Genomic DNA, 26297 nt, shown 5'->3' with positions numbered 1-26297 from the left:
CGGGAAAGGAGGAGCGGCGGGCGACCTGACCAACCCCCTTGGCCACGTCGCCCGCCGCTCTGGGGAGGAGGCTCGACCTCCGTCGTCCGGAAGGCCTGCCCCGAGGCGTACGGTTCGGTCCCTATCCTTTAGGACGTTTCGGCAAGCGTCACGGTTGCCGTCTTTTCGACCCCGTTCCGGGTGTACGTCACCTGCACCTGGTCACCCACCTTGCCGGCCTGTACGGCACCGACCAGGTCGTCGGCGTCGCCGATCTTCTTGTCGCCGAACTGGGTGACCACGTCGCCCTGCTGGAGGCCGGCCTTGGCGGCCGGGCTGCCCGGCACGACGCCGCTGATCAGCGCCCCGCCGTTCTCCGCCGGAGTCACCTGGACCCCGAGCGACGGGTGGCTGACCTTCTCGCCGCGCTGGAGCGCCTCGGCGATCGCCCGGGCCTTGTTGCTCGGGATGGCGAAGCCGACGCCGATGTTGCCGCTGCCCTGTCCGGCGGTGAGGATCGCGGTGTTGATGCCGATCACCTCCGCCCTCGTGTTCACCAGCGCGCCGCCGGAGTTGCCGGGGTTGATCGGGGCGTCGGTCTGCAACAGGCCGGAGATCGAGCTGACTCCGCGACGCTGCTGCTCGAACGGATTCTGCTGGCCACCCCCGTCACCGGCCCGGATGGTCCGGTCGCGGGCGCTGATGATGCCGGCGGTCACCGAGCCCTGCAGGCCGAGCGGGCTGCCCAGCGCCAGGACCTGGTCGCCGATCTGCATCGCGTCGCTGTCGCCGAACTTGGCGGGCGTCAGCCCGGAGACCCCCTCGGCCTTAACCACGGCGAGGTCGGTCTTCGGGTCGGTGCCGATCACCTTCGCGTCGGCGTTCTTGCCGTCGGCGAAGAACACCCGGACGGCGCCGCCGTCGGCGTTGGCCACCACGTGGTTGTTGGTCAGCACGAAGCCGTCGGCGCTCATCACCACGCCCGAGCCCTCGGTGCTGCTGGTGCTGATCGACACCACGCTGTCCTGCACCTGGGCGGCGATCCTGGGCAGGTCGGCCGAGTTGATCACCGGCGCCGCCGAGTAGGTCCGGTTGGTCACCGACGGCGAGTCGTCCAGCGCCGTCGCGATGGCCCCGCCGGCGATCCCGGAGCCGACCATCAGGGCCAGCGCGGCCACTCCGGCCGCCACCACCCGGCCGGCCCGGGGCCGGGGGGACCCCGGTGCGGGTGCGCCCGGGTTGGCCCAGGGCGGCACCGGACCGCCGGGGTGCGGCGGCTGGGGCGGAGCCCCGGCACCGGGGTGCCCCGGCGCCCAGGGCGACCGGGGCTGGCCGCCGGCCGGTGCATGCCAGGGGCCGCCGCCGACCGGTCCGGAAGCGGGCCGGTCGGTCGGGGGGAGACTGTACGGCTGACCGGAGGCGGGCGGTGTGCCGTACGGGCCGGTGCCGTAGGGCTGTCCGGGGGCGGCAGCGTACGGGTTGCCACCGTAGGGCTGCCCGGAGGCGGGCGCGGCGTAGGGCTGTCCGGAGGCCGGGCTGCCACCGTAGGGCTGCCCGGAGGCGGGCGCGGCGTACGGCTGCCCGGGGATTGGCGCACCCGGGTACGGCTGGCCGGAGGCGGGCACCCCGCTCTGCGGCTGCTCGGCGGTCGGCCCCGACGCTTCGTACGCCCGGCCGGCGTACGGGTCGGCGGTGGACTGTACGGCGGTCGCCGGCTCGGACCGGTCGCCGGACGGGGCGCCGTCCGAGGCACCGGTCGCGGCGAAGTTGGCGGTCGAGGCGTCGGAGTCGGACTGCCCGCGGTCGTCGCGCGGCAGCTCGGCAGTGGGTTGCCTGTGCTCGCGGTCGGCGGTAGCCGGCCGCCGCTGCGGGTCGGTCTCGAAGTCGCTCATGTCCCTACCTTGCCCCCTCGCTCTGCGACGTACCTGGAGCGCGCCTGGATATTGGCTGAGAATCACTCTACGTCGATTGATTCGGCAATCCCCGGTTCCTCCGGGACCGCGGGTGCACGCGGCAGCCGGACCCGGAAGGTCGCTCCGCCACCCGGGGTTTCAACCACCTCGACGCTGCCGTTATGCCCCGCGACCAGGGCGGCGACGATGGCCAGGCCAAGGCCGGTGCTGACCCCGCCGCCAGCGTGACGGGTCCGCGCGGCGTCCGCCCGGTAGAACCGCTCGAAGACCCGTTCGGCCTGTTCCGCCGAAAGCCCCGGGCCGGTGTCGGCGACCTCGACCACCGCGTCGTCCCCGTCGGCCCGCAGCCGCAGCGTCACCGCCGCCTCCGGCAAGGTGTGCGTGAGCGCGTTGGTCATCAGATTGCCGAGCACCTGCCGCAGCCGGGCGTCGTCGCCGAGTACCACCAGCGAGCCGGCGCCGGGCTCGATCTCCAGGCTGATGGAGCGGTCCGGCGCGACCACCTTGGCCGCCTGCACCGCGTCGCTGGCCAGCACCGGCAACTCCACCGGCACCAGGGTCAGCGGCCGTTCCCGGTCGAGCCGGGCCAGCAGAAGCAGATCCTCGACCAGCAGGCCCATCCGGGCCGCCTCGTCCTCGATCCGGCGGATCAGCCGGGCGGTCTCCTCGGGCGAGCCGGCGGCACCCTGCCGGTAGAGCTCGGCGAAACCGCGGATGGTGGTGAGCGGGGTACGCAGTTCGTGTGAGGCGTCCGCGATGAACTGTCGCATCCGCTCCTCTGAGCGCAGCGCCCGGGACTCGGACGCCTGGGCGGCGAGGGCGGCGTGCCGGGCGGCGGTCGCCGCGCTGCGGGCGTTCGCCTCGGCCGCCCGGGCGGCCGTCTCCGAGGCGGCCCGCGCGGTGAAGGCCACCTCGATCTGGCTGAGCATCGTGTTCAGCGCCCGGGACAGCCGGCCGAGTTCGGTTTTCGCCTCCGCCTCACCGGGCTCCGGGTCCGGCACCCGTCTGGAGAGGTCGCCGCCGGCGATGGCCGCCGTGGTCCGTTCGATCTCCACGAGTGGTTTCAGACTGGTACGCACTATCGCCGCCCCGGCCGCGGCGAGCGTGATCAACACCGAGCCGCCGACCAGTACGTCGATCCAGATCAGTTCCTTGACCGCCAGGTCGACGTCGGTGAGGTGCTGCCCGACCGCCAGGTAGGTGCCGCTCGGCCACTGCACGACCATCATCCGCCAGCGGAACCGGTGGTCGCTCGACGAGACGGTGAAGAAGTCCCCGCCGGCGTGCCGCTCGTACCAGTTGGCGTCGTCGAGTGCGGCCGGCAGGTTGCTCTCGTTCAGCGTCCGGTCGTAGAGCGGGTTGAAGATCCCGACCTCCCGGTCGGCCCGCACGATCAGGTAGTCGGTCGGCAGCGCGCCGCGGCCGGCCGCCACGACGTCGTAGAGCCGCTGGACCTCCGTCGCGTTCGTGTTGCGGGCGAAGTTCGCCAACTGGTTGTCGATCCGGCCGACCAGGTAACTGCGGAGGAAGAAGGCGGTCATCACGCTGATCACCACCAGCGCGGCGGCGACCAGGACGAGGACGGCGGCGACGAGCTTGACCCGCAGCGGCGTGGCGCGGAGCCGCCCCTTCAGCGGCAGGGCGACATTCACGCCGCCGGCTTGCGGAGCACGTACCCGACGCCGCGCAGGGTGTGGATCAGCCGGGGCTGGGTGGTGTCGATCTTGCGCCGCAGGTAGGAGATGTAGGACTCGACGATGTTGTCGTCACCCCGGAAGTCGTAGTTCCAGACGTGGTCCAGGATCTGTGCCTTGGACAGCACCCGGTTGGCGTTGAGCATCAGGTAGCGCAGCAGCTTGAACTCGGTCGGCGAGAGCTGCACCCGCTTGCCGGCCCGGTGCACCTCGTGGGTCTCCTCGTCCAGTTCCAGGTCGGCGAAGGTGAGCCGGGACGGCGCGTGTTCGCCGGTGGCGGTACGCCGCAGCACCGCCCGGATCCGGGCGGTCAACTCCTCCAGGCTGAACGGCTTGGTGACGTAGTCGTCGCCGCCCAGGGTCAGCCCACGGATCTTGTCGTCGGTCGCGTCCCGGGCGGTCAGGAAGACCACCGGGGTACGGGTGCCGCCCTCGCGGAGCAGCCGGATGACCTCGAAGCCGTCGAGGTCGGGCAGCATGACGTCGAGCACGACCAGGTCGGGTCGGCGCTCCTTCGCCGCGCTGACCGCCGCGCTCCCACTGGTGGCGGTGGCCACGTCGAAGCCGGCGAATCGCAGGCTGGCGGAGAGCAGCTCGAGAATGTTCGGGTCGTCCTCGACGACGAGAAGCCGTGCCTCGGTCTGCGGTGTCGCTGCCATCTGACCATCATCCGCGTCCCCGCTGCGCCGGGGCTGAACATCCCCTGAAAGTTTTCTGAGAGCGCCCGACGGCTCGGCGGAGCGGTCCCGGGGGAGCCCACGGTCTCTCAGCGCAGCAGCCGGCGCAGCCCGTCCAGCGTCCCCTGCAACACCCGGGCGGCGGTACGCAGCTGGGCCTCGGTGAACCGGCCACTGCGGGCCAGCGCCCGTACCTCGGTCACGAAGAGCAGCAACTGCCGGTCGAACTCGTCCCCCGGATCGTCCCCCCGGGGCGCCGACCGCTCGCCGGGCGGCCGCTCCTCGGCACCGGCTCCCGTCGACCAGCCCTCCGGAGCCTGCTCCCAGGCACGCTGTCCGGCCGCCCAACCGCCACCGGCGGCCCCGGCCTCCGGCGCCGGGTCCGGGAACGCCGGGCCCGGAGCGGACCTCCGGGGACCCTGGCGGCTCTTTCGGACGGCGGCCCGCAGCTCCTCCTTCAGGTCCCGCACGGTGCCGCGCACCTCGGACCGGATCTCACCGGCCAGCTTGGTGAGGTCGGAGACCGCGGCGCGGATCTCCGACTCCAGGCTGGTCACCTCGTCGGCCCGCTGCCGCAGCTCGGCCCGGCCGGCGTCGGTGATCTGGTAGACCTTCCGGCCGCCGACGGCGTCGTGCGTCACCAGTCCCTCGGCCTCCAGCCGGGCCAGGCGGGGATAGATGGTGCCGGCGCTGGGCGCGTAGAGGCCGAGGAAGCGCTCCTCCAGCAGCCGGATCAGCTCGTAGCCGTGCTTGGGCCCGTCGTCGAGAAGCTTGAGCAGGTAGAGCCGGAGCCGGCCGTGGCCGAACACCACCACCGTCATCTCGTCCTCACTCCGCCGACCGCCGGGCATCCACGGTGCTGTGGCTCAGCCGGCGCGGTCCGTTGATGGTCCAGCTCGGCATGGCGACCCCCTGGTGCAGGCCGGTCCGGCCGGCGCGAGGCGCCGGCACGGACGGCAGGACGTGCGTCCCGCCACGATAACGCGATACATCGCGTTTCCTAAACGCTCCCTCCGGGGGCGGCAGCGCCGCCGGGCGGCTCGGCTTCGTCGCGGTACGTGTAGGCCCCGGCGGGGTCGACCGTCGGCCGGTGGCGTGTCGATCCCGTGAACGGGACGTGGTATGGCTCGACAGACTTCGCGCGCCATCCCCCGGCAGCTCGCCCGAGCTGGTAAATTTCGCCCCTCCTCCCCGGATGCCGCGCGGCTCGTGCTGTGGGAGGACGGGGTCCTGCCCAGGTATGACAACGCGTTACGCAATCATCCCGATTGACCGCGTGACCCACAATGTCAACGCTGGGTGACGGCGTGGCCGGTACGGCCGCGCCTCACGGAGGGAGAGAGATGTCCGACGGGCGGCTGAGCCCAACGACCGGAGCTGGCCAGATTGTGGTCTCCGGTCTTACGAAGGTCTATCGCAATGTCCGGGCGGTCGACAACCTGTCGTTCACCGTCGAGCCCGGCCGGGTGACCGGCTTCCTGGGACCGAACGGTGCCGGCAAGACCACCACGCTGCGGATGCTGCTCAACCTTGTCACGCCGACGGCGGGCGGCGCGACGATCGGCGGCAACCGCTACGCCGACCTGCCGCAGCCGCTCCAGTACGTCGGCGCGGTGCTGGAGGCGTCGAGCGCACACAAGGGCCGCACCGGGGTCAACCACCTGCGGGTGATCTGCGCGGCGGCCGGGCTGCCGAAGCAGCGGGCCGACGAGGCGCTGGCGCTGGTGGGGCTCACCCCGGCGGCCAAGCGGAAGTTCAAGGGCTACTCGCTGGGCATGAAGCAGCGGCTCGGCATCGCCGCCGCGATGCTCGGCGACCCCCGGGTGCTGATCCTGGACGAGCCCGCGAACGGGCTCGACCCGGAGGGCATCCGGTGGATGCGCGGCTTCCTCAAGGCGCTCGCCGCCGAGGGACGTACGGTGCTGGTCTCCAGTCACCTGCTCTCCGAGATGCAACTGCTCGCCGACGACGTGGTGATCATCGCGGCCGGCAAGCTGGTCCGGCAGGGCCGGGTCGACGAGGTCGTCGGCTCGATGGCGCAGACCGGCCGGGTTCGCGTGCGGACTCCGCAGAGCGACGAGCTGACCACGGCGCTGACCGGGAACGGTGTCCAGGTGACCCGGGGCGAGGACGGCGTGCTGCTGGTCGAGGGCACGGACGCCCCGGCGGTGGGCCGGGCCGCGCTGGCGGCAAAGGTCGAGCTGCACGAGCTGACCACGGAACGGCCCGACCTCGAAGGGGTCTTCCTGGAGCTGACGGCCGGAAAGGCGGGGATCCGATGAACCTGGTCCGGTCCGAGCTGCTGAAGATCCGTACGACGAACACCTGGTGGGTCTTCGGCCTCATCACGCTGCCCCTCTGGGGCCTCACCCTGATGATCAACTATTTCCAGTCCCAGGCGGTGCTCGACCCGGACCGCGTCGGCGTACCCGAGGCCGACCAGCAGAACGCGCAGTTCCAGGCGGCCGGTGAGCACGTCAACGTCGCGGCCAACCTCTACACCAACGGCCAGTTCTTCGGCGTGCTGATCGTGATGCTGCTCGGTGTACTGGTGGTGACGAACGAGTTCTTCCACCAGACCGCCACGACCACCTTCCTCACCACGCCGCACCGCACCGCCGTGGTGCTGGCGAAGCTGGTCGCCGCCGGCATCCTCGGGGTGATCTTCTGGGTGATCACCACCGGGCTGAACCTGATCTTCGGCCCACTGATCCTGAGCAGCCTGGACGTGTCGAGCCAGCTCGGCGAGGGCGCGATCTGGCAGGCGATCGGCCTGAACGGGCTGGCATACCTGCTCTGGGCCGTCTTCGGGATCGGGTTCGGGGTGCTGATCCGCAGCCAGATCGGTGCCACCGTCACCGCGCTGCTGGTCTACCTCGCCGGCTACATCGGGGCGATCATCGTACTGGCGATCCTGGCCGAGCGGTTCGGTGACTGGATCAACAACCTTCAGTTGATCGTCCCGTCGCTCGCCTCGCAACTGATGGCGACCGGCACCGACCTGCCGGGCAGCCCGCCCCGCTGGGCGGGAGCGGCGGTCATGGTCGCGTACGCCGTGGTGACCGGCACCATCGGCACCTTGATCATGCGCAAGCGGGACGTCTCCTGACCCTCAGTGACGAGGTGGGCCGGGTGTCGGAGAAACCCGGTCGGGGCCACCAGCCCCGGCCGGGTTTCTCCTCGGGCGGGGCGGATTGGTGGCCCCCGTCACCCGAGTACCTTGGTACCGAACGGCCAACAACTCGCAAAAGCTGTGAAACGCGACACGGGTCTGATGCGACAATGCTGTCGGTTACCGCACGGCGTAGCCTTGGACCCGTCTTTCGACCCAGCCCCCCGGACCGGGCGGGCAGGCGACCGCGTGACACACAACCCGCGTGAAAGAGGCGATTACCGGCCGTGTCGACCCAGCAGACTTCGCAGGAAAATCCACTGGCGGGGTTCGGTCCCAATGAGTGGATCGTCGAGGAGATGTACCAGCGCTACCTCGCCGACCCCGCCAGCGTCGATTCAGCCTGGCACGACTTCTTCGCCGACTACCGACCCACGGCCGGGCCGTCCGGCCCGGACGGTGGTGGCACCAGTGACGCCGGGGTGACCGGCGGCGCCAAGGGGGGCACGACCATCCAGAAGCCGGCCGCGCCCACCCGCACCGGCGCGAAGACCGAGACCGCGCCCGCCACCCCGGCACCGGCCAAGCGCGGTACCCCGACGACGCCGGACGGCAAGGCCGCGAAGCCGGACGGCAAGGCCGCCACCGCGAAGCCGGCCCCGAGCCCATCGAAGTCGGCCACGAGTGCGTCGAAGCCAGCCCCGAGCACCTCGTCGAAGCCGGCCACGAGCCCGCAGAAGGCCGCCGGCAAGCCGGCCGCGCCGAGCACCGACGGCAAGGGCGGCCCGACCCGACCCGCCGGCCCCCAGAGCACCCCGCTGCGCGGCGTCGCCGCCCGGATCGTGCAGAACATGGACGCCTCGCTGGCGGTGCCGACCGCGACCAGCGTCCGCGCGATCCCGGCCAAGCTGCTGGTGGACAACCGGATCGTCATCAACAACCACCTCGCGCGCGGCCGGGGCGGCAAGGTCAGCTTCACCCACCTGATCGGGTACGCCCTGATCAAGGCGCTCGCCAAGCACCCGGAGATGAACAACTCCTTCGCCGAGGTCGACGGCAGGCCGGCGCTGGTCACGCCGGAGCACGTCAACCTGGGCATCGCGATCGACCTGGCCAAGCCGGACGGCTCGCGCACCCTGGTGGTGCCGTCGATCAAGGCCGGCGAGGGGATGGACTTCCGGCAGTTCTGGCAGGCGTACGAGGACATCGTCCGGCGGGCCCGCCGCAACGAGCTGACCATGGAGGACTACGGCGGCACGACGATCTCGCTGACCAACCCGGGCGGGATCGGCACCGTGCACTCCCAGCCGAGGCTGATGGTCGGCCAGGGCACCATCATCGGGGTCGGCGCGATGGAGTACCCGGCGCCGTACCAGGGGATGTCCGAGGAGACCCTCGCCGAGCTGGCGGTCAGCAAGATCATCACGCTGACCAGCACCTACGACCACCGGATCATCCAGGGCGCGCAGTCCGGCGAGTTCCTGAAGACCATCCACGAGCTGATCCTCGGCGAGCACGGCTTCTACGACGAGATCTTCACCTCGCTGCGCATCCCCTACGAGCCGGTGCGCTGGATGCGGGACGTGGCGGTCAACTCCGACGGGCAGATCGACAAGACCGCACGGGTGATCGAGATCATCCACGCCTACCGGGTCCGTGGACACCTGATGGCGGACACCGATCCGCTGGAGTTCAAGATCCGTAAGCACCCGGACCTCGACGTACTCCAGCACGGCCTGACCCTGTGGGACCTGGACCGCACCTTCCCGGTCGGCGGCTTCGCCGGCAAGCAGAAGATGAAGCTGCGCGAGGTTCTCGGGGTGCTCCGCGACTCGTACTGCCGCCGGGTCGGCGTGGAGTACATGCACATCCAGGACCCGGAGGAGCGGCGCTGGATCCAGGAACGGATAGAGCGCAAGTACACCAAGCCGGCGCCGGACGAGCAGAAGCACGTGCTGAACCGGCTCAACGCGGCCGAGGCGTTCGAGACCTTCCTGCAGACCAAGTACGTCGGCCAGAAGCGCTTCTCCCTGGAGGGCGGCGAGTCGCTGATCCCGCTCCTCGGCGAGGTGCTGGAGTCGGCCGCCGAGAACGACCTCGACGAGGTCGTGATCGGGATGGCCCACCGGGGCCGGCTGAACGTGCTCGCCAACATCGTCGGCAAGCCGTACGAGAAGATTTTCTCGGAGTTCGAGGGGCACCTCGACCCGCGCTCGACGCAGGGCTCCGGCGACGTGAAGTACCACCTGGGCCAGGCCGGCAAGTTCACCACGCCGGACGGCGCGCACTCGATCAAGGTGTCGGTGACCGCCAACCCGTCCCATCTGGAGGCGGTCGACCCGGTGATGGAGGGGATAGTCCGGGCCAAGCAGGACCGGATAGACCTCAAGCTGGAGGGCTACACCGTGCTGCCGGTGGCGGTGCACGGCGACGCGGCCTTCGCCGGTCAGGGCGTGGTCGCCGAGACGCTCAACCTGTCGCAGCTGCGCGGCTACCGCACCGGCGGCACCGTGCACGTGGTGGTGAACAACCAGGTCGGCTTCACCACCGCCCCGGAATACTCGCGCTCCAGCCTCTACAGCACCGACGTGGCCCGGATGATCCAGGCGCCGATCTTCCACGTGAACGGCGACGACCCGGAGGCCGTGGTCCGGGTGGCCCGGCTGGCCTTCGAGTACCGGCAGGCGTTCAACAAGGACGTCGTGATCGACATGGTCTGCTACCGGCGGCGCGGGCACAACGAGGGCGACGACCCGGCGATGTCCAACCCGTTGATGTACAAGATCATCGACTCGAAGCGGTCGGTCCGGAAGCTCTACACCGAGGAGCTGATCGGGCGCGGTGACATCACCGTGGAGGACGCGGAGGAGCTGCTACGCGACTTCCAGGCCCAGCTGGAGCGGGTCTTCAAGGCCACCCGGGACGCCGCCTCGTCGGCCCGGCCGGCCAGCCGACCCCGCCGTCAGCCGGAGCCCGAGCCGCCGGTGGAGACCGCCACCACCGTCCCCGCGCTGCGCGCGGTCGGCACGGCACACACCTCGCTGCCCGACGGTTTCACCCCGCACAAGCGGATCCAGCAACTGCTGGAGCGGCGGGCCAAGATGACCGAGTCCGGCAACATCGACTGGGGTCTCGGCGAGATCATCGCGTTCGGCACCCTCGTCCAGGACGGGATCACGGTCCGGCTCGCCGGCCAGGACTCCCGGCGGGGCACCTTCGTGCAGCGGCACGCCGTCATCGTGGACTCCCGGACCGGAGTCGAGCACACCCCGCTGGCCACCCTGGCCGGGGACCGGGCCCGGTTCTTCGTGCACGACTCCCTGCTCAGCGAGTACGCCGCGATGGGCTTCGAGTACGGCTACTCCGTGGAGAACACCGAGGCCCTGGTGCTCTGGGAGGCGCAGTTCGGCGACTTCGCCAACGGCGCGCAGACGGTGGTCGACGAGTTCATCTCGTCCGGCGAGGTGAAGTGGGCCCAGCAGTCGGCGGTGACGCTGCTGCTGCCGCACGGCCACGAGGGCCAGGGCCCGGACCACACCTCCGGTCGGCCGGAGCGGTTCCTCCAGCTCTGCGCCGAGGACAACATGCGGATCGCCATCCCGAGCACCCCGGCGAACTACTTCCACCTGCTGCGCCGGCAGGCGCTCTCACCGAAGCGCAAGCCGCTGGTGGTCTTCACCCCGAAGTCCCTGCTCCGGCACAAGCTCTGCGTCTCCAGCGTGCAGGACTTCACCACCGGCACCTTCCAGCCGGTGCTGACCGACAGCTCGGGCATCACGCCGGAGGCGGTCAAGCGGGTGCTGCTCTGCTCCGGCAAGGTCTACTACGACCTGCTCCAGGCCCGCACCGAGCGGGGCATCACCGACACCGCGATCGTCCGGATGGAGCAGCTCTACCCGCTGCCGGTCGAGGAGGTCCGGGCCGCGCTGGCGCAGTACCCGAACGCCGAGGACTTCGCCTGGGTCCAGGAGGAGCCGGCCAACCAGGGCGCCTGGTCGTTCGTCGCGCTCAACCTGCTGGAGCACCTGGAGGGGGTACGCCTGCGCCGGATCTCCCGGCCGGCGGCGGCCGCCCCGGCGGTCGGCTCGGCGAAGATGCACGATGTCGAGCAGGCCGCGCTGATCGAGGCGGCCCTGCCCCGCCCCTGAAGTAGGTAAGGAAGGGCCCCCGCTACAGCAGAAAACGATATGCAGGGGCCCTTCCTTGCAACACCGTCGAGAGAGGACGCCGTGTACTTCACCGACCGAGGCATCGAGGAACTCGTCGATCGCCGGGGCACCGAGACGGTCACCCTGGAGTGGCTCGGCGCGCGGCTGCGCGACTTCGTCGACCTGCACCCGGAGTTCGAGACGCCGGTCGACCGGTTCGCCACCTGGCTGGCCCGACTCGACGACGAGGACGACCTCTGACGGCCTACCCTGGTTTCAGGTCAGGCACCGGAGAGTCGGCGTTGTCGTCACGCGCCATGTGCTTCCGGCCTCACCGCTACCAGGGCGAGAGGTTCGGGTGACCGGGATCGTCGAGGTTCGAGAACTCTCATTCTCGTACGGGAGGTGTCGGGTCTTGACCGACGCCAGGAGCTACCTCCAGTAACCCGAGCGGATTCCAGTAACCCGAGCGGAGAAGACGTTGAGCGACGTCGCCAGACCTGGCACGTGCCGGACGACCTCGCTCGCCGGCTCGCCGAGCCGCTGTTCGGCGCGAGCGACGGAGGACACCTCGGCGCCTGAGCACTCGCCGCGCCGGTGACCTCTCAGCAGGACAGCGACGACCCACCTGGAGATCGTGCTACTTCAGGGAAAGAGTGCCTTCCGGCGCCGGGTCAAGGCACTCTTTCCCTGAAAGCCCCAACAGGCAGTTCGGCTGAGCGCCAGCCAACCGACCAACAGGCAGCTCAGTCGAACGCCAGCCAGCCGACCAGCGCGGCCAGCACGACGACCACGACCGCGATCCCGACGATCAGCGGCAGCCTGGACGGCGGCTCGGCGGCCGACGATTCGGGAGAGTGCGCGAAGGCCCGGAACGCCTCGGTGTTGCCGCTCGGGTCGGGGTGCTGATCAGCCATGCGGAGCACGATAGCGAACCGGGGCACGGTCGGGCCTGCCCTACCTCGCCCGGCGTGGCCGCCCTACCCCTGACCTGGGTGCTCGCCGGATCGAACCCGACCGGTCCGGCTCATAGCGTCAGGGCATGACCACGTCGACCACTCTGCCACCGCCGGCCACCGGCACCGCCGCAGCTCCGGCGAGTTCCCGCAAGGGAAACCTGGCCGCGAGAATCGCCGGCTGGAGCACCCGGCACCGGGGCTTCGCCGTCCTCGCATGGCTGCTGTTCGTGATCGCGGCGACCGCGCTCAGCGCCGTCGTCGGCACGGTCGAGGCGAAGGACAGCGAGTACGGGCACGGCGACTCCCGCCGGGCGGACGAGATCATCGCCGCCGCCGGCTTCCCCGACCGGGCCGCCGAGATGGTATTGATCGAAAGCGACAGTCTGGTCGCGGAGGATCCCGCCTTCCGGGCCGCGGTCGCCGACACGGTCGCTGCCGTCGAAGGCACCAACCAGGTCCTCGACGTACGGTCGGACGCGGTCTCCGCCGACCGGCACGCCGTACTCGTCACCTTCGACCTGACCGGGCCGGCCGACGGCGCCGCCGACCGGGTCGGGCCGGTACGCGAAGCGGTCGCCGCCGTGCAACGCGACCATCCCGGGTTGTACGTGGCGCAGACCGGTGGGGCCAGCATCGGCGAGGCGATCGGCCGGACCCTGGACGCCGACATGCACCGGCTGTCGATGCTCTCCATCCCGGTGACCCTGGGCATCCTGCTGGTGGCGTTCGGGGCGCTGCTCGCCGCCGTGCTGCCGATGGGGCTGGCCCTGACCGCGTTCCTGGCCTCGCTCGGGCTGCTCGCCGCGGCCAGCCGGTTCGCACCGGCGGTCGACACCACCATGCACCTGATGCTGCTGATGGGGCTCGCGGTCGGGGTGGACTACTGCCTGTTCTACCTGCGGCGGGAGCGGGACGAGCGGGCCCGGGGCGCCAGTGCCGAGCAGGCGCTGGCGATCGCCGCCGCCACCTCGGGACGGTCGGTGCTGATCTCGGCACTGACCGTGATCATTGCGATGTCCGGAATGTTCCTGACCCAGGACACCACCTTCATCAGCCTGGCCACCGGGACGATCCTGGTGGTCGCCACCGCCGCCGTCGGATCGCTCACGGTACTGCCGGCGGTGCTGAGCAAGCTCGGCGACCGGGTCGACCTGGGCCGGGTACCCGGGCTCTACCGCCGGCAGTCGAGCGGCCGGTTCTGGCGCACCACCATGAACGTGGTGCTGCGCCGGCCCGGGATCTCCGCCGTACTTGCCGCCGTCACCCTGCTCGCCCTGGCCGTGCCACTGCTCGGGATGCGGACCGCCGAGGAGAACATCACGGTGCTGAAGAACCCGGCGCCGGCACTGAGCGCTTTCCTCCGGGTCAACGCCGCCTTCCCCGGCGGCGCCGAGCCGGCGGTGGTGGCGATCAAGGCGGACGACGTGACCACCCCGGCGCTGACCGCCGCGATCGACGAACTGAAGACCCGGGCCCTGGCCACCGGGGTGCTACACGAGCCGGTCAGCGTCGAGGTCAACCCGGACCGGACGGTCGCGCTGGTCCGGGTGGGGCTGGCCGGCTCCGGCGTCGACGCCGCCTCCGAAGCGGCGGTACGCACCCTGCGTGAACAGGTCGTCCCACGCACCGTGCAGGGCGTGGACGGAGCCGAGGTACTGGTGACCGGCCGGGCCGCCGACTCGGTCGACTTCAACGCGGCGATGGGCCGCAGCGTGCCGCTGGTGTTCGGGTTCGTCTTGGGGCTGGCGTTCCTGCTGATGCTGGTGTCGTTCCGGTCGCTGGTGGTGGCGGTGACCGCGATCGTGCTCAACCTGCTCTCGGTGGCCGCCGCGTACGGGCTGCTGGTGCTGGTCTTCCAGCACGGCTGGGGGGAGGCGCTGCTCGGCTTCGAGTCGGTCGGCGCGATCACCAACTGGGTGCCGCTGTTCCTCTTCGTGATCCTGTTCGGCTTGTCCATGGACTACCACGTCTTCGTGCTCAGCCGGATCCGGGAGGGGCACGACCGGGGCTGGCCGAGCAAGCTGGCGGTCTCCCGGGGCATCCGGGGCACCGCCGGGGTGATCACCAGCGCCGCCATGGTGATGGTCGCGGTCTTCGCCCTCTTCACCACCGGGACGTTGGTGTCGATGAAGGAACTCGGCTTCGGCCTGGCCGTCGCGGTGCTGATCGACGCCACCATCGTCCGGGCGGTACTGCTGCCCTCGGTGATGGTGCTGCTCGGGGAGCGGAACTGGTACCTGCCCCCGTGGCTGGGCTGGTTGCCCCGGCTCTCCCCCGACGAGGTCCCGTCGGGTGGGCTGCCGCAGGGCGTGCCCGTCGGGATGGGGCCGGTGACGCGCTGAGCCGACGCGCCGCGGATCGTCGCGCGACGGCAGATCGGGGGCGGGCGGTGGGACGAACCGTCCGGGTGGACGCCGCACGAGGACCGGAAAGTTGGCCTCGTACGGCGTTCCGCCGTTTAGCGTCGAGGCTGTGCGCGTGCACTTCAGGGTCTCGGGGCTCTTCGTCCTGCTGCTGCCGATCGCGCTCGTTGCCAGCGGGTGGGTGGTGGCCGCTCCGGCTCCCGCGGCACCGCCCGGTTTCGCCCCGGACCGAACGTACGCGGTCGGCGTGCGCACGTTCGACCTCGGTCGCGGCACCGCCCGCCCGCTCCGGGTCACCGTCTGGTATCCGGCCCGGGACGACAGCCCGCGCAGTTCCGGTGCCGGGCCGGCCGCGCCCCGCCGGGACGCCCCGGTCGCGGCTGGCCGGTTTCCGATCGTGTTGTTCAGCCACGGCCTGCACAGCCTGCCCGAGCTGCACGCCCCGCTGACCACCCGGTGGGCCGCCGCCGGTTTCGTGGTCGCCGCCCCGGCCTACCCGCACACGAAGCGCGCGGCACGCCGGTTCGACCGGGGGGACATCCGCCGCCAGCCGGGTGACGCCCGGCGGGTGATCCGGTACCTCACCCGGCTGGACCGGGCCTCCGGTGACCGGTTCGCCGGGCGTCTCGCGGTGACCCGGATCGGCGCGGTCGGCCATTCGGCCGGCGGCTACACCACCGCCGGCCTGTTCGCGCCGGGGCATTCGGCGCGGCTGCGTGGCGGAATCGTGATCGGCGGCGCCGGCATGCCCGGGACCGCCTTCGGCGGGCCGGCGGCGCCGCTGCTCTTCGTGCACGGCGACGCCGACCGGGTGGTGCCGGTGAGCCGCGGTCGGGACGCCTTCCGCCGGGTGCCGTGGCCGAAGGCGTTCCTCACGGTACGCGGCGGGGGTCACGGCGAGTATCTTGTCCCGGGCCGGCGCGGCTTCGCCCAGACCCTGGCCGTGACGACGGAGTTCCTGCGCTGGACGCTCTACGGCGACACCCAGGCCCGGCGCCACCTCCCGACCAGCGCCAGCTCCGAGGTCACCGTCTTCGCCGACCGTCTCGACCGAGACCTCTCGACCGAGACCTCTCGGCTGAGACCTCTCGGCTGAGCCTTTCCGGTGGAGCCTCCCGACCGAGGCACGCCCGCTGAGCCTTCCCGACCGAGCCTTCCGACCGAACCTTCCGACCGAGCCTTCCCGATCGAGCCTTCCCGACCGGGAGGCCGGCGGGTACGCCTGGCCGGGAATCGGTTGGCCCGACCGGCCGGTGGGCGGGGCAGAATCTGTCTCATGCCCCGACGTTCCCCTCCCGCCCGTGCCATGTTCGCCGCGACGGTGACGGCGGCGCTGGTCGCGATCCTGGCGGGCTGCTCCGCCGGATCCGGTCGCTCGGTCGCCGACCGGCCCGCGCCGACCGAGAGCCCGACTCCGGTCGTCACCACCCCGGCCGGCCAGCCCCCGGCCGGCCAGCCCCCGGCCGGCGTCGCACCGAGCCGGCGATTCGCGGTCGGCGTGCGGGAGCTGACCTACAACCGTGGCGGCGACCGCAGGCTGCCAGTCACCGTCTGGTATCCGGCGCAGGGGAGCCCGGGCGGCGGGGTGGACCGGGGAGCCGAGGTCGCCGACGGACGCTTTCCGGTGGTGGTGTTCAGCCACGGCCTGACCGGCCGGCCGGCGGACTACCGGGCGCTGCTGGTGCGCTGGGCGGCGGTGGGCTTCGTGGTGGTGGCGCCGACCTATCCGCACACCAGTCGGGGCGCGTCTGACGTGCAGGTGCTCGACGTGATCAACCAGCCGGCCGACGCGTCGTACGTGCTGACCCGGGTGCTGGCGCTGGACGGCGTGGCCGGCGATCCGCTGCGCGGCCGCATCGCCGTCGACCGGGTGGCCGCGGCCGGGCACTCGGCGGGCGGCGTCACCACCATCGGGCTCTTCACGGCTGGGCGGGACGCCCGGCTCGACGCCGGAATCGTGCTCGCCGGCACCGCTCTCGGCGTCGGCACCGAGTTCAGCGGTGCGGCCGCGCCGCAGCTCTTCGTGCACGGGCAGCGCGACGACGTGGTGTCGTACCGGGCCGGCAAGGCGGCATACGACCGGGTCCCCTGGCCCAAGGCGATGCTGACGCTGCCGGACGGGGATCATGTCGGTGGGCTGCTCGGCAGCGGCGAGCGGGCGCTCGACCTGATCACCGACACGACCGTCGAGTTCCTCCGCTGGACCCTGTACGGCGACGACCGGGCGCTGCGGCGGCTGCCGGCCCAGGCGACCCGGGGCGGGCTGGCCTCGCTCGACAACCAACTCTGACTGAAGGACGCCCGTCAACTCCGATAACACCCGCCCGACGTGCCGGCCTCCCGGACCCCGGACGGCCGGGCGCGGCCGGTCCTGGCCCGACCGGCCGCGCCCGTGAGGGATGGTCAACCCACCACCGGTCTCCGGTTGTCCGCGTAGAGGTTGGTCGCCCGGTCCCAGCTGATACCACGCTGGTCAGGTCGGGCTATCACGCCATATCTGTGGTTTCGCCCAAAGACATTGCCGGTCAGTCTGATGTTGGCGGCATTGAGGTCGGCGCGCACGCCGATGGAATAGTTTCCGCCGTTGCAGTAGTTTCCCTCGAAGACCAGATTCGAGACGATCGGCCCGGTGGTCGACCCGATCATGAGACAGGCGTTGAACGGATCCCTGGTCACCGGGTTGTACGCCTCCAGCGTGTTGCGCCGGATCACGATATTCGAGGCGCCGGTGGTCTGGAGCGTGTCGTTGTGCGATCCCGGTCCCCGGGTCAGGTGGTGGATCCAGGAATCCTCCACGACCACCTCACTGCCGAGTCGGGGCCCGTCTATGACGTTGCTGATGTCGACCCGGCGCAGGGTGTATTCACCACAGCAGACCGCCGCGGAGTTCTTTCCCATGCCGTTGATCTCGACGTCCTCCACCACCAGGTTCACGGCGTTGATCGTGCGAATCGAGTAGATCCCGTCGCAGGTGATACGGGATTTGCGAAGTACGACGTTCTTGGCGGTGACGGTCACGCAGCCGGTGATGTTCAGCCCGCTGAGCACCTGGCCATCCTGGGTGACCTTGATCGAACCCGAGGCCCGGAGGGTGGTGCCGGCCGGCACGCCGGTGTTGTCGGGGCCGGGGAGGGCGGCGGGAGCCCGACTGGCTTCCGTCCTGGTCACGGTCGCGGCGGCCGCATCCGTCCCCTCCGGGGAGTCCTCGGGCGCCGGGGTCGTGGGCTCGGAGGTCGGCTCCGACCGGTTCTCCGAGGGCAGGTCACCGGCGGCCACCGGCTTCCCGTTCCAGGTGGACATGACGATCGTCGCGGGCGCCTCCGGCGAGTGCATGAAACCGTTCTTGCAGCCGGACACGCGCACCTTGCGGGCCGTATAGTTGCCGAAGACGAGACCATTCGTCTCGGGTCGGGTGCACTGAATCCTGGTGTTCTCGACCAGCGCCCCGGAGAAGCCCTCGAAAATCCGTACGGCGTGCGCCCCACCGTACTTGATCGTGCTGTTTCTGATCGTTACGTCGTCCGCCTTGATGTGCACGTAACCATCGATCTTGCGGCCGTCCAGCACAGTCCCGTTCCGGGTAATGGTCATCGACCCGTCGCCACTGCTCGCGACGGCGACGCCGATCCCGGCGAGAATGATCCCCAGCGTCGCCGAGCCCACCAGCAGGGATCGGGGCGTACGCCAGGCGCGCCCGAGATCACGCCGGGATGGCGGTCTTTGTCGATTGTGCTTGCCCGCCACAGAGAAACTCATCAAGATCCGACTCCTTCGCCGTACATAGCGTCCACGATCAGAGGGGCGGAACGGGACGACTGTACCCGCCGGCCCCAAGGCGACGGAGACACGAAGGAATGGACGGGAATCCAACCTTTATTTTTCCTGAAGTCGGGCTTTAGTCCGACTTTCCGGTGCATTGCGCGGTACTTATCCTGCCCGGCCGTCCCTTTTGATTAGGGGCGAAACGTCCGGATTTTCAAATCGCGTCACCGCGCGTGTTCGGACCGTGATCACGCCAGCTCGGCCCGGGAACGGCAGGTCAGGGCCGGCCGGGAGGAGTGCCTCGCCTACGCGGCGTGGTCCAGCACCACCTTGCCGAACACGTCTCCGGAGAGCAGACGGGCGAAGGCCGTACGGGCCTCCGAAAGGGGATAGGTGCTGTCGATCACCGGCCGGATCCCCCGTCGTACCAGCAGACCGAGCAGATCGGCCAACTCGGCCGGCGTACCCATGGTCGAGCCGAGGATCTCCAACTGCATCGCGAAGACCCGGCGGAGGTTGACCGCCGGCTCGTACCCGGCGGTCGCACCGGATACGACGATCCGGGCGCCTGGGGCGGCCGACTTCATCGAGTGGTCGAAGGTAGCGGCGCCGACCGTCTCGATCACCACGTCCACCCGCTCCGGCAGCCGGGCTCCCGGCTCCAACGCGGTCGCGCCCAGCGCGGCGATCCGCTCCCGCTTGCCCGGGTGCCGGCTGGTCGCGTACACCCGCTTGCCGAGCGCCACCGCGAGCATCACGGCGGCGGTCGCCACGCCGCCGCCGGCCCCCTGCACCAGCACCGACTCCCCGGCCTCCACCCGTCCCCGGGTGGTGAGCATCCGGTACGCGGTGAGCCAGGCCGTCGGCAGGCAGGCTGCGTCGGCGAAGGAGAGCCCGGACGGCTTGGGCACCAGGTTGGCGCGGGGCACCGCGACCCGCTCGGCGAGCGTTCCAGGATGCCGTTCGGAGAGCAGCGACAGCCCACGGGGATCGGCCGGATCCGGGATCACCGGGTACACCACGACCTCGTTGCCGTCCGGGTCGACGCCCGCGGCATCGCAACCGAGGATCATCGGCAGCCGGTCGGCCGCCAGCCCGACCCCGCGTAGCGACCAGATGTCGTGGTGATTGAGCGAGCTCGCCCTCAGCTCCACCGTCACCCACTCCGGCTCCGGATGGGCCGGCTCGGGACGATCCCCCACGACCAACGCGGCGAGCGGATCGTCGGCGTCGAACATCGAGGCGTAGACGGCACGCATGATCGACACGTTACACCCGACCGAGAACGGCCGCCCCACCCGTCAGACGTGCGCCTCCGCCGTCCGAACGCGGCCCGACCATCCGAACGCGGCCCGACCGTCAGGCGTGGGCGACGCCGTCGCGGCGGGCCGCCTCGGCGACCGCCTCGGCGACCGCCGGCGCGACCCGGGGGTCGAGCGGCGACGGCACGATGGCGTCGACCCGCAGCTGCCCCGGCTCGGAGCCGCTCCGCGGTTCCCCCTCCGACCACGCCGCCTCGACCGCGACCGCCGCGATCGCATCCGCTGCCGCCACCTTCATGCCCTCGGTGACCCTGGTCGCCCGGGCCGCCAGCGCGCCCCGGAAGATGCCCGGGAAGGCGAGCACGTTGTTGATCTGGTTCGGGTAGTCGCTGCGGCCGGTCGCCACCACCGCCGCGTATCGGGCGGCCACCTCGGGATGCACCTCGGGCGTCGGGTTGGCCAGCGCGAAGACGGCACCGCCGGGCGCCATCCCGGCCACCGCGTCCTCGGGAATCTGCCCACCGGAGACCCCGATCAGCACGTCCGCGTCGCGGAGCGCCTCGGTGATCCCGCCGACCCGGCCGGCGGCGTTGGTCAGCTCGGCCAGCTCGGCCTTTGCCGGGGTCAGGTCCGGTCGGCCCGCGTGCAGAACGCCCCGGGAGTCGCAGACCACCATCTCGGCCGGGTTCACCCCGCCGACCGTCAGCATCCTGGTCACCGCGACGCCGGCCGCACCGGCACCGCTGACCACCACCCGGAGGTCGCCGAGCTTGCGGTTCAGCAGCGTCGCGGCGTTGCGCAGCGCGGCGAGCACCACGACGGCGGTGCCGTGCTGGTCGTCGTGGAAGACGGGGATCGGCAGCGCCTCGTCCAGCCGGCGCTCGATCTCGAAGCACCGGGGGGCACTGATGTCCTCCAGGTTGATGCCGCCGAACGACGGAGCCAGCGCGGTCACCACCGCGACGATCTCGTCGACGTCCTGGGTGTCCAGGCAGACCGGCACGGCGTCCACCCCACCGAACTGCTTGAAGAGCACCGCCTTGCCCTCCATCACCGGCATCGCCGCGCGCGGGCCGATGTTGCCCAGCCCCAGCACGGCCGACCCGTCGGTGACCACCGCGACGGTGTGCGAGACCCAGGTGTAGTCGTCCGCCAGGGCGGGGTCGGCGGCGATCGCCTCGCAGACCCGGGCCACCCCCGGGGTGTACGCGAGGGAGAGGTCCTCCCGCGTGGCCAGCGAGACGGTCGAGGCGACCGCCAGCTTGCCGCCCCGGTGCAGTTCGAAGGCGGGATCGGACGGGTCCACGGCGGCGGATGACATGGTGACTCCAAGGATCGCGACGATGCATTCCATTGAACCTTTTTCAACCTCCCCTTGCGGTCCGTCGGAGCGCAAGGTCGGACGCGGTGTGTGAGCGCCGCGCGGTTCAGGTTGAAAAAGGTTCATTCGAGAGGCGGCCGGTTGGACGCGAGATCGGCGAGCGCCGGCAGCGGTGCGGGGGTCACCCGGGTATGAACTACAGAGCATAGTGGCGCCAGGGAACGCGGTTGCCCGGCAGGGTCATACCGACCGGTAGCGGAACCACCTCGGGCGGGGCCAGTAGCGGGCCACCACCCGGCCGAGGACGTCGGCCACGCCGTACGCCCGGGAGTCGTCGGTCACCAGCGCGTTGTCGCCGCGCAACTCCCAGCCGCCGTCGCGGGGGCGTACCGCGCGTTTGACCACCAACAGGTCCGGCCGGGTACGGAAGACGCCGACCACCAGGTCACCGGTGCGGACCGCCCGGCCGCCGCGCCGGACCAGCAACGCGTCGCCGTGCCGCAGGGTCGGCACCATCGACGGCCCGACCACGAGTACCGCGAAGAGCCGAGCACCGGATCGGCCGCCAGCCGCCGCACCGGGAATGGAGGGGCCGGTGGGCACCGAGTTTCACCTCCGACCCTTCGGGGACATACCGCAGGAGTACTGTCATCCTGGATCATCACAGACGTGCCTTGGAGGATCCCATGCGCCTTCCACGCATCCTTACACCACGCACTGTCGCCAGTGCGCACTGCGACCTTCCCTGCGGTGTCTACGACCCGGCGCAGGCCCGGATCGAGGCCGAGTCGATCAAGGCAATCGACGAGAAGTACGCGGCGAACACCGACCCCGAGTTCCGTACCCGGGCCCTGATCATCAAGGAGCAGCGTTCCGAGCTGGTCAAGCACCACCTGTGGGTGCTCTGGACCGACTACTTCAAGCCCCCGCACTTCGAGAAGTACCCGCAACTGCACCAGCTGTTCAACGAGGCCACCAAGCTGGCCGGGGGCGGCGGGGGCACCAAGGCCACGACCGACGCGTCCAAGGCCGACGAGCTGCTGCAGAAGATCGACGAGATCGCGAAGATCTTCTGGGAGACCAAGCAGGCGTGAGTTCCGCCGGCCCGCCGGCCCCCGGTCCGGCGGGACGTCGTCGACGAGGTGCCGGCCGGACCAGTCAATCCGGCCGGCACGTACGTCGACGCGACGGCCCGGTAGAGTCCGAGACGGGGGGACTGGCCTGGTGACTTCGCTGAGCACACCGCCGACGACCGGCGACGACGTCGTACTGCTCACCGTGCCCGCCGACGGTGGCTTCCTCGGCGTACTGCGGACCGCGACCGCGGGCCTTGCCGCCCGCCTGCACTTCGCCCTCGACGAGATCGAGGATCTGCGCATCGCCGTCGACGAGGCCTGCGCCATGCTGCTGGCCGTCACGACCCGCGACGCGGAGCTGGACTGTCGGTTCTCGGTCACCGAGGACGCGCTCACCGTCGAGGTCGCGGTGCCCACCGCCCGCGGGGCGCGGCTGCCAGCGGAGTCGTCCTTCGCCTGGAAGGTGCTGACCGCGCTAACCACCTCGGCCACGGCGACCGTGACCGGCGACCGGGCCACCATCACGCTGTTGACCCGCCGCGCCGCCGCGGTCTGAGCCCCGGGGCGCCACCCCTCCGCGGACCACCTGATCCACCGCCGACCTCCGCCGACCACCTGTCCCACCGCCGACCACCTGACGGGCATCGGCGCATCGCCCGCGCAGTGACGGGCATCGGCGCGTCGGCGCATCGCTCGCGGGTGCCGGCCGGCCGGTCCGGCCTCGACCTGTCGGATGCCCCGGTCAGGCCCGTTCGGTGTCGAACCCGAGCGCCCGGTTCGTGCCCGTGCTGATCAGCAGGCCGACGACCAGCAGACCCAGCGCGATCAGTGGCCCGCCCAGCCAGGCCAGCCCGCCCATGATCATGAAGTAGCCGATCGGCAGGAGCATGAGCTGCAGCACGATCGCCGGAGCCCTGGCGGCCGGGCGTCGCCGGTCGAGACCGGTACCGAGCGCCCAGAGCACCACCGCACCGCCGGCCGCGAAGAGGGTGACCAGGAGCGCGGAGAGCAGGTCGGCCGCGGTAGCGGTGAACAACTCGTAGACCAGGAAGAGCGTCAACAGGGCCAGCCCGATCCCCTCGGCGCGCAGCAGCCACACCGCCCAGCGCAGTGCACCGGGCGCCGGTTCGGGGTCGCTTGTCACGGCCGCCACGATACCCGGGCCGCTCGCGGTACAGTGCCGGCCATGCGGGCCATCCTGGTGGTCAATCCCAAGGCCACCACCACGACGGGCCGGGGTCGGGACGTTCTCGTCCGCGCACTCCGCAGCGAGGTGGACCTCACCGTCGAGTACACCCGGCGGCGCGGACACGCGGTCGCGCTGGCCAGAAAGGCCGTCCGGCAGGGCGTCGACCTGGTCGTGACGCTCGGTGGCGACGGCACCGTCAACGAGGTGGTCAACGGCCTGATGACCGGCGGGCTCACGCACACCACCGACGACCGGCTGCCGGCCGAGGACCTGCCCGCGCTCGCGGCCGTACCGGGTGGGTCGACCAACGTCTTCGCCCGGGCGCTGGGGCTGCCCCGGGAGTGGCCGGAGGCGACCAGCATGATCCTGGAGGCGCTGCGGGTGGGGCGGGTCCGCACCATCGGTCTCGGTCTCGCCGACGACCGCTACTTCACCTTCTGCGCCGGGCTGGGCATGGACGCGGCGGTGATCCACCGGGTGGAGCGGGCCCGCCGATGGGGCCGGGTCTCCACCCCGAGCCTGTACCTGCGCTCGATCGTCGGCCAGTACCTGGTCGGGGCGGAGCGGCGGCACCCGGCGATCCGGCTGGAGCGGCCGGGCGAGGTCACCCAGGGTGAGCTCGCCACGGTGATCATCCAGAACACCGCCCCCTGGACGTACGTTGGGGACCGCGAGGTCAACCCGAACCCGGACGCCTCGTTCGACCTGGGCCTGGACGTGTTGGCGCTGCGCCGACTGCGGGTGCCGAGCACCACCCGGATGGTGACGCAGAGCCTGTCCCGGCGGCCGGACCCGCGTGGTCGGCAGATCCTGCGACTGCACGACCTGGAGGAGTTCACCCTGGTCGCGGAGCAGCCCCAGGCGTTCCAGCTGGACGGTGACTACCTCGGCGAACGAAGCAAAGTCCGATTCACCTCCGTCTCGGCCGCACTGCGAGTAATCTGCTGACCCTGGGGTACTGCGACCGGTAGCGAACCTCTGGAACCAGCGAGGAGGGCGGTGCCGGAAATGCCAGCAATGTGGGGCGGACTGTACTATATTGATTCTCGGCTGTGGCGCACCGGGGGTCGTCCGAGGACGGAAATCCGGACAAATGAGCCGTGACCTGTCTCACCTGCCCAGAGTTTTTCGGGGCGCTACCCTTGACATCGTGGGAGTTCGTGAAAGTATTCACAAGCGAACTTGAGCTACCGGGAGATTGCGCGGGCGCGTTCGACCAACGACCGCTGCCCCGCAGGTCCCACTAACACAAAGCCTGCTCTCGCGTTGCCGAATCGACGGGCCTGCACCCCGTCGTGATCAGCACTGCGGACGCATATAGGAAAAGATCCACCAAGCACGAAGCACTGCCGCCCACCCAGATTGAGGAGTGTTGCCGCCATGGACTGGCGCCACCATGCTGCCTGCCGCGACGAAGACCCGGAGCTGTTCTTTCCGATCGGAACGTCCGGTCCGGCCGTCCTGCAGGTCGAGCAGGCCAAGGCCGTCTGCCGGCGTTGCTCCGTGACCGACGAGTGCCTGCAGTGGGCCCTCGAGTCCGGTCAGGACGCCGGAGTCTGGGGTGGAATGAGCGAAGAAGAGCGGCGCGCCGTCAAGCGCCGTGGCGGCCTCCGGGTCCTGCGCGCTCACTCTGCCTGACCGACCGCACCACGCATCGGACGCCCTGGGGTTCCCACCCCGGGGCGTTCTGCTGTTCGGCCGTAATACGTTCTGTTGTTGCCGGAATGCGTTCCGCTGTTGTCGTGACGACGGATAGTCGATCGACGACATTCCGGTGATCGAGTCACCCTCACCGAACCCGAAGACGATTCCTATCCGCCGGTCGCAATTCCGAACACGGTTACCGGCGACCGAGGCGCGTCACCCCGGACCGGTGGCACTGACGTACGGAGTACCGATCGGTGACGACTACGGTCCGTTAGGAATTGTTACCACTGTCCGTAACGGTTTCGTCGGAGCTACCGCAGCTACCCAGGGTCGACGGCCAGTGCGGCATCCAGCCGCCCGAGTACCAGTTGGACCAGCTCGGGCACGTCGCCCAACGGGGCGGCCAGGGCCACCGCGCCGGCCTCCCCGGCCGACGCCAGGGCCGCCTCGCAGAGCCGACCCGGCGCCAGGAAGTACGTCGCCACCGCCACCCGCCGGGCACCGGCCTCCCGCAGCGCGCCGACCGCCGTACCGGCCGTCGGCGGGGCCGCGGAGGCGTAGCCGACCCGGGCCGGCAGGCCCGTCACGCGGCCGAGCGCCTCGGCCACCTGCACGACGGTGCCCCGGGCGGCGGCGTCCCGGGTACCGGCGGCAGCCAGCACCAGGCCGTCCACCCCGGCGTCCCTGAGCGCTTCCACGGCGCCGCCCCGCCGCGCCGGACCGACCGCCTCGGCGAGCCGGCGCAGCAGCGCGGTGAGCAGCCGTGGGTCGACCACTCCCGGCGCCGTCGGGCCGAGTCCCGGCGCCGTCGGGCCGAGTACCTCGGCGGTGCGCACCGGCATCCGCAGCCCCGCCTCCCGGGCCGCCCCGACCGCGGCGGGGATGTCCACCCGGCCGTGGTACGCGGCGGTCAGCAGCAACGGCACCAGTACGGCCCGCCGGTGCCCGGCCGCCTCCAGCTCGGCCAGTACCGCGCCGGGCCGGGGCGGACCGTGGTCGAGATAGCTGGCCCGGACCAGCAGCCCGGGCCGGGCCGCCGCCACCGCCCGGGCCAACGCCCCGGTGGCACGGGCGGCCCGGGGATCGCCACTGCCGTGCGCCACCAACACGACCGGGACCGACGCCGACCCGGCCACCGACGCTCCGGATGCCTCGACCGCCACGCCCGCTCCGGAAGCTGCGAGAGTCACCTCTG

General features: G+C 71.1%; 22 protein-coding genes. 11 read left to right on the top strand and 11 right to left on the bottom strand.

Annotated features, from left to right (window positions below; genetic code table 11):
- Positions 1 to 128 precede the first annotated feature (128 nt).
- The 4 genes from ABNF97_RS18690 to ABNF97_RS18675 all read right to left on the bottom strand — a co-directional run bounded on the left by ABNF97_RS18690 (position 129) and on the right by ABNF97_RS18675 (position 5084).
- A complete protein-coding gene (locus ABNF97_RS18690) occupies positions 129 to 1871 on the bottom strand; it encodes a S1C family serine protease (RefSeq protein WP_349339253.1) in 1743 nt (580 codons plus the stop codon).
- 62 nt (positions 1872 to 1933) lie between these two features.
- Complete coding sequence (locus ABNF97_RS18685; protein ID WP_349339252.1) at positions 1934 to 3544, bottom strand: HAMP domain-containing sensor histidine kinase; 1611 nt, start codon at positions 3542 to 3544, stop codon at positions 1934 to 1936.
- Positions 3541 to 4245 (bottom strand): response regulator, encoded by a 705-nt coding sequence (locus ABNF97_RS18680; protein ID WP_130464807.1) that lies wholly within the window; start codon positions 4243 to 4245, stop codon positions 3541 to 3543. The genes ABNF97_RS18685 and ABNF97_RS18680 overlap by 4 nt, the downstream gene beginning before the upstream one ends.
- A 107-nt stretch (positions 4246 to 4352) precedes the next feature.
- Complete coding sequence (locus ABNF97_RS18675) at positions 4353 to 5084, bottom strand: PadR family transcriptional regulator (protein ID WP_349339251.1); 732 nt, start codon at positions 5082 to 5084, stop codon at positions 4353 to 4355.
- A 522-nt stretch (positions 5085 to 5606) separates the two neighbouring features.
- Between ABNF97_RS18675 and ABNF97_RS18670 the strand changes: the two genes are divergently transcribed.
- The 4 genes from ABNF97_RS18670 to ABNF97_RS18655 all read left to right on the top strand — a co-directional run bounded on the left by ABNF97_RS18670 (position 5607) and on the right by ABNF97_RS18655 (position 11784).
- Positions 5607 to 6545 (top strand): ATP-binding cassette domain-containing protein, encoded by a 939-nt coding sequence (locus ABNF97_RS18670; RefSeq protein WP_130464808.1) that lies wholly within the window; start codon positions 5607 to 5609, stop codon positions 6543 to 6545.
- Complete coding sequence (locus ABNF97_RS18665; RefSeq protein WP_130464809.1) at positions 6542 to 7372, top strand: DUF2705 family protein; 831 nt, start codon at positions 6542 to 6544, stop codon at positions 7370 to 7372. The genes ABNF97_RS18670 and ABNF97_RS18665 overlap by 4 nt, the downstream gene beginning before the upstream one ends.
- Before the next feature lie 290 nt (positions 7373 to 7662).
- Complete coding sequence (locus tag ABNF97_RS18660; protein WP_349339250.1) at positions 7663 to 11523, top strand: multifunctional oxoglutarate decarboxylase/oxoglutarate dehydrogenase thiamine pyrophosphate-binding subunit/dihydrolipoyllysine-residue succinyltransferase subunit; 3861 nt, start codon at positions 7663 to 7665, stop codon at positions 11521 to 11523.
- A gap of 39 nt (positions 11524 to 11562) precedes the next feature.
- Entirely contained in the window at positions 11563 to 11784 is a 222-nt protein-coding gene (locus ABNF97_RS18655) for a DUF6104 family protein (RefSeq protein WP_207230635.1), read from the top strand.
- 485 nt (positions 11785 to 12269) lie between these two features.
- Here ABNF97_RS18655 and ABNF97_RS18650 read toward each other — a convergent pair whose 3' ends face one another.
- Positions 12270 to 12440 (bottom strand): hypothetical protein, encoded by a 171-nt coding sequence (locus tag ABNF97_RS18650; protein ID WP_165436863.1) that lies wholly within the window; start codon positions 12438 to 12440, stop codon positions 12270 to 12272.
- Between the two features lie 125 nt (positions 12441 to 12565).
- Between ABNF97_RS18650 and ABNF97_RS18645 the strand changes: the two genes are divergently transcribed.
- From ABNF97_RS18645 to ABNF97_RS18635, 3 genes are all read left to right on the top strand, one after another.
- Positions 12566 to 14824, top strand: a complete 2259-nt coding sequence (locus tag ABNF97_RS18645; RefSeq protein WP_349339249.1) for an MMPL family transporter — start codon at positions 12566 to 12568, stop codon at positions 14822 to 14824.
- Positions 14825 to 14954: 130 nt separating this feature from the next.
- Positions 14955 to 15941 carry an alpha/beta hydrolase family protein gene (locus ABNF97_RS18640; RefSeq protein WP_349339248.1) on the top strand — a complete coding sequence of 329 codons (987 nt, stop codon included), beginning with the start codon at positions 14955 to 14957 and terminating at the stop codon, positions 15939 to 15941.
- Between the two features lie 180 nt (positions 15942 to 16121).
- Positions 16122 to 17135 (top strand): alpha/beta hydrolase family protein, encoded by a 1014-nt coding sequence (locus ABNF97_RS18635; protein WP_349339247.1) that lies wholly within the window; start codon positions 16122 to 16124, stop codon positions 17133 to 17135.
- A gap of 113 nt (positions 17136 to 17248) precedes the next feature.
- Here the strand turns inward: ABNF97_RS18635 and ABNF97_RS18630 are convergent, their stop codons facing one another.
- The 4 genes from ABNF97_RS18630 to ABNF97_RS18615 form a co-directional block, all read right to left on the bottom strand.
- Positions 17249 to 18715 (bottom strand): right-handed parallel beta-helix repeat-containing protein, encoded by a 1467-nt coding sequence (locus ABNF97_RS18630; RefSeq protein WP_349339246.1) that lies wholly within the window; start codon positions 18713 to 18715, stop codon positions 17249 to 17251.
- 197 nt (positions 18716 to 18912) lie between these two features.
- A complete protein-coding gene (locus ABNF97_RS18625) occupies positions 18913 to 19875 on the bottom strand; it encodes a zinc-binding dehydrogenase (RefSeq protein ID WP_207230636.1) in 963 nt (320 codons plus the stop codon).
- Between the two features lie 91 nt (positions 19876 to 19966).
- A complete protein-coding gene (locus ABNF97_RS18620; protein ID WP_130464816.1) occupies positions 19967 to 21190 on the bottom strand; it encodes a malic enzyme-like NAD(P)-binding protein in 1224 nt (407 codons plus the stop codon).
- A gap of 240 nt (positions 21191 to 21430) precedes the next feature.
- Positions 21431 to 21793 carry a S24/S26 family peptidase gene (locus ABNF97_RS18615; RefSeq protein WP_486484826.1) on the bottom strand — a complete coding sequence of 121 codons (363 nt, stop codon included), beginning with the start codon at positions 21791 to 21793 and terminating at the stop codon, positions 21431 to 21433.
- Between the two features lie 83 nt (positions 21794 to 21876).
- Here ABNF97_RS18615 and sodN point away from each other — a divergent pair, with 83 nt between their 5' ends.
- Both sodN and ABNF97_RS18605 read left to right on the top strand, forming a co-directional pair.
- Positions 21877 to 22284 (top strand): superoxide dismutase, Ni, encoded by a 408-nt coding sequence (gene sodN, locus ABNF97_RS18610; protein ID WP_130464817.1) that lies wholly within the window; start codon positions 21877 to 21879, stop codon positions 22282 to 22284.
- Between the two features lie 130 nt (positions 22285 to 22414).
- Positions 22415 to 22822, top strand: a complete 408-nt coding sequence (locus ABNF97_RS18605) for an ATP-binding protein (protein WP_130464818.1) — start codon at positions 22415 to 22417, stop codon at positions 22820 to 22822.
- A 186-nt stretch (positions 22823 to 23008) separates the two neighbouring features.
- On the opposite strand, the gene ABNF97_RS18600 is transcribed toward ABNF97_RS18605, so the two are convergent.
- Positions 23009 to 23410 carry a hypothetical protein gene (locus ABNF97_RS18600; protein WP_130464819.1) on the bottom strand — a complete coding sequence of 134 codons (402 nt, stop codon included), beginning with the start codon at positions 23408 to 23410 and terminating at the stop codon, positions 23009 to 23011.
- A gap of 42 nt (positions 23411 to 23452) precedes the next feature.
- On the opposite strand from ABNF97_RS18600, the gene ABNF97_RS18595 reads away from it, so the two are divergent.
- The gene (locus tag ABNF97_RS18595; RefSeq protein WP_349339245.1) at positions 23453 to 24403 is read left to right on the top strand and encodes a diacylglycerol/lipid kinase family protein; all 951 of its coding nucleotides are present in this window, start codon (positions 23453 to 23455) and stop codon (positions 24401 to 24403) included.
- A gap of 432 nt (positions 24404 to 24835) precedes the next feature.
- Positions 24836 to 25093, top strand: coding sequence for a WhiB family transcriptional regulator (locus ABNF97_RS18590; RefSeq protein WP_130464821.1), 258 nt, complete (start codon positions 24836 to 24838; stop codon positions 25091 to 25093).
- Between the two features lie 329 nt (positions 25094 to 25422).
- Here the strand turns inward: ABNF97_RS18590 and ABNF97_RS18585 are convergent, their stop codons facing one another.
- The gene (locus tag ABNF97_RS18585) at positions 25423 to 26265 is read right to left on the bottom strand and encodes a sirohydrochlorin chelatase (protein WP_502930515.1); all 843 of its coding nucleotides are present in this window, start codon (positions 26263 to 26265) and stop codon (positions 25423 to 25425) included.
- Between the last annotated feature and the right edge of the window lie 32 nt (positions 26266 to 26297).

It is taken from the genome of Plantactinospora sp. B6F1 (genome assembly GCF_040120695.1).
In the GTDB taxonomy this organism is placed as follows: Bacteria; Actinomycetota; Actinomycetes; order Mycobacteriales; family Micromonosporaceae; genus Plantactinospora.
The sequence above is the reverse complement of the archived record's forward strand: the minus strand, read 5'-3'. Positions and strand labels throughout refer to the sequence as shown.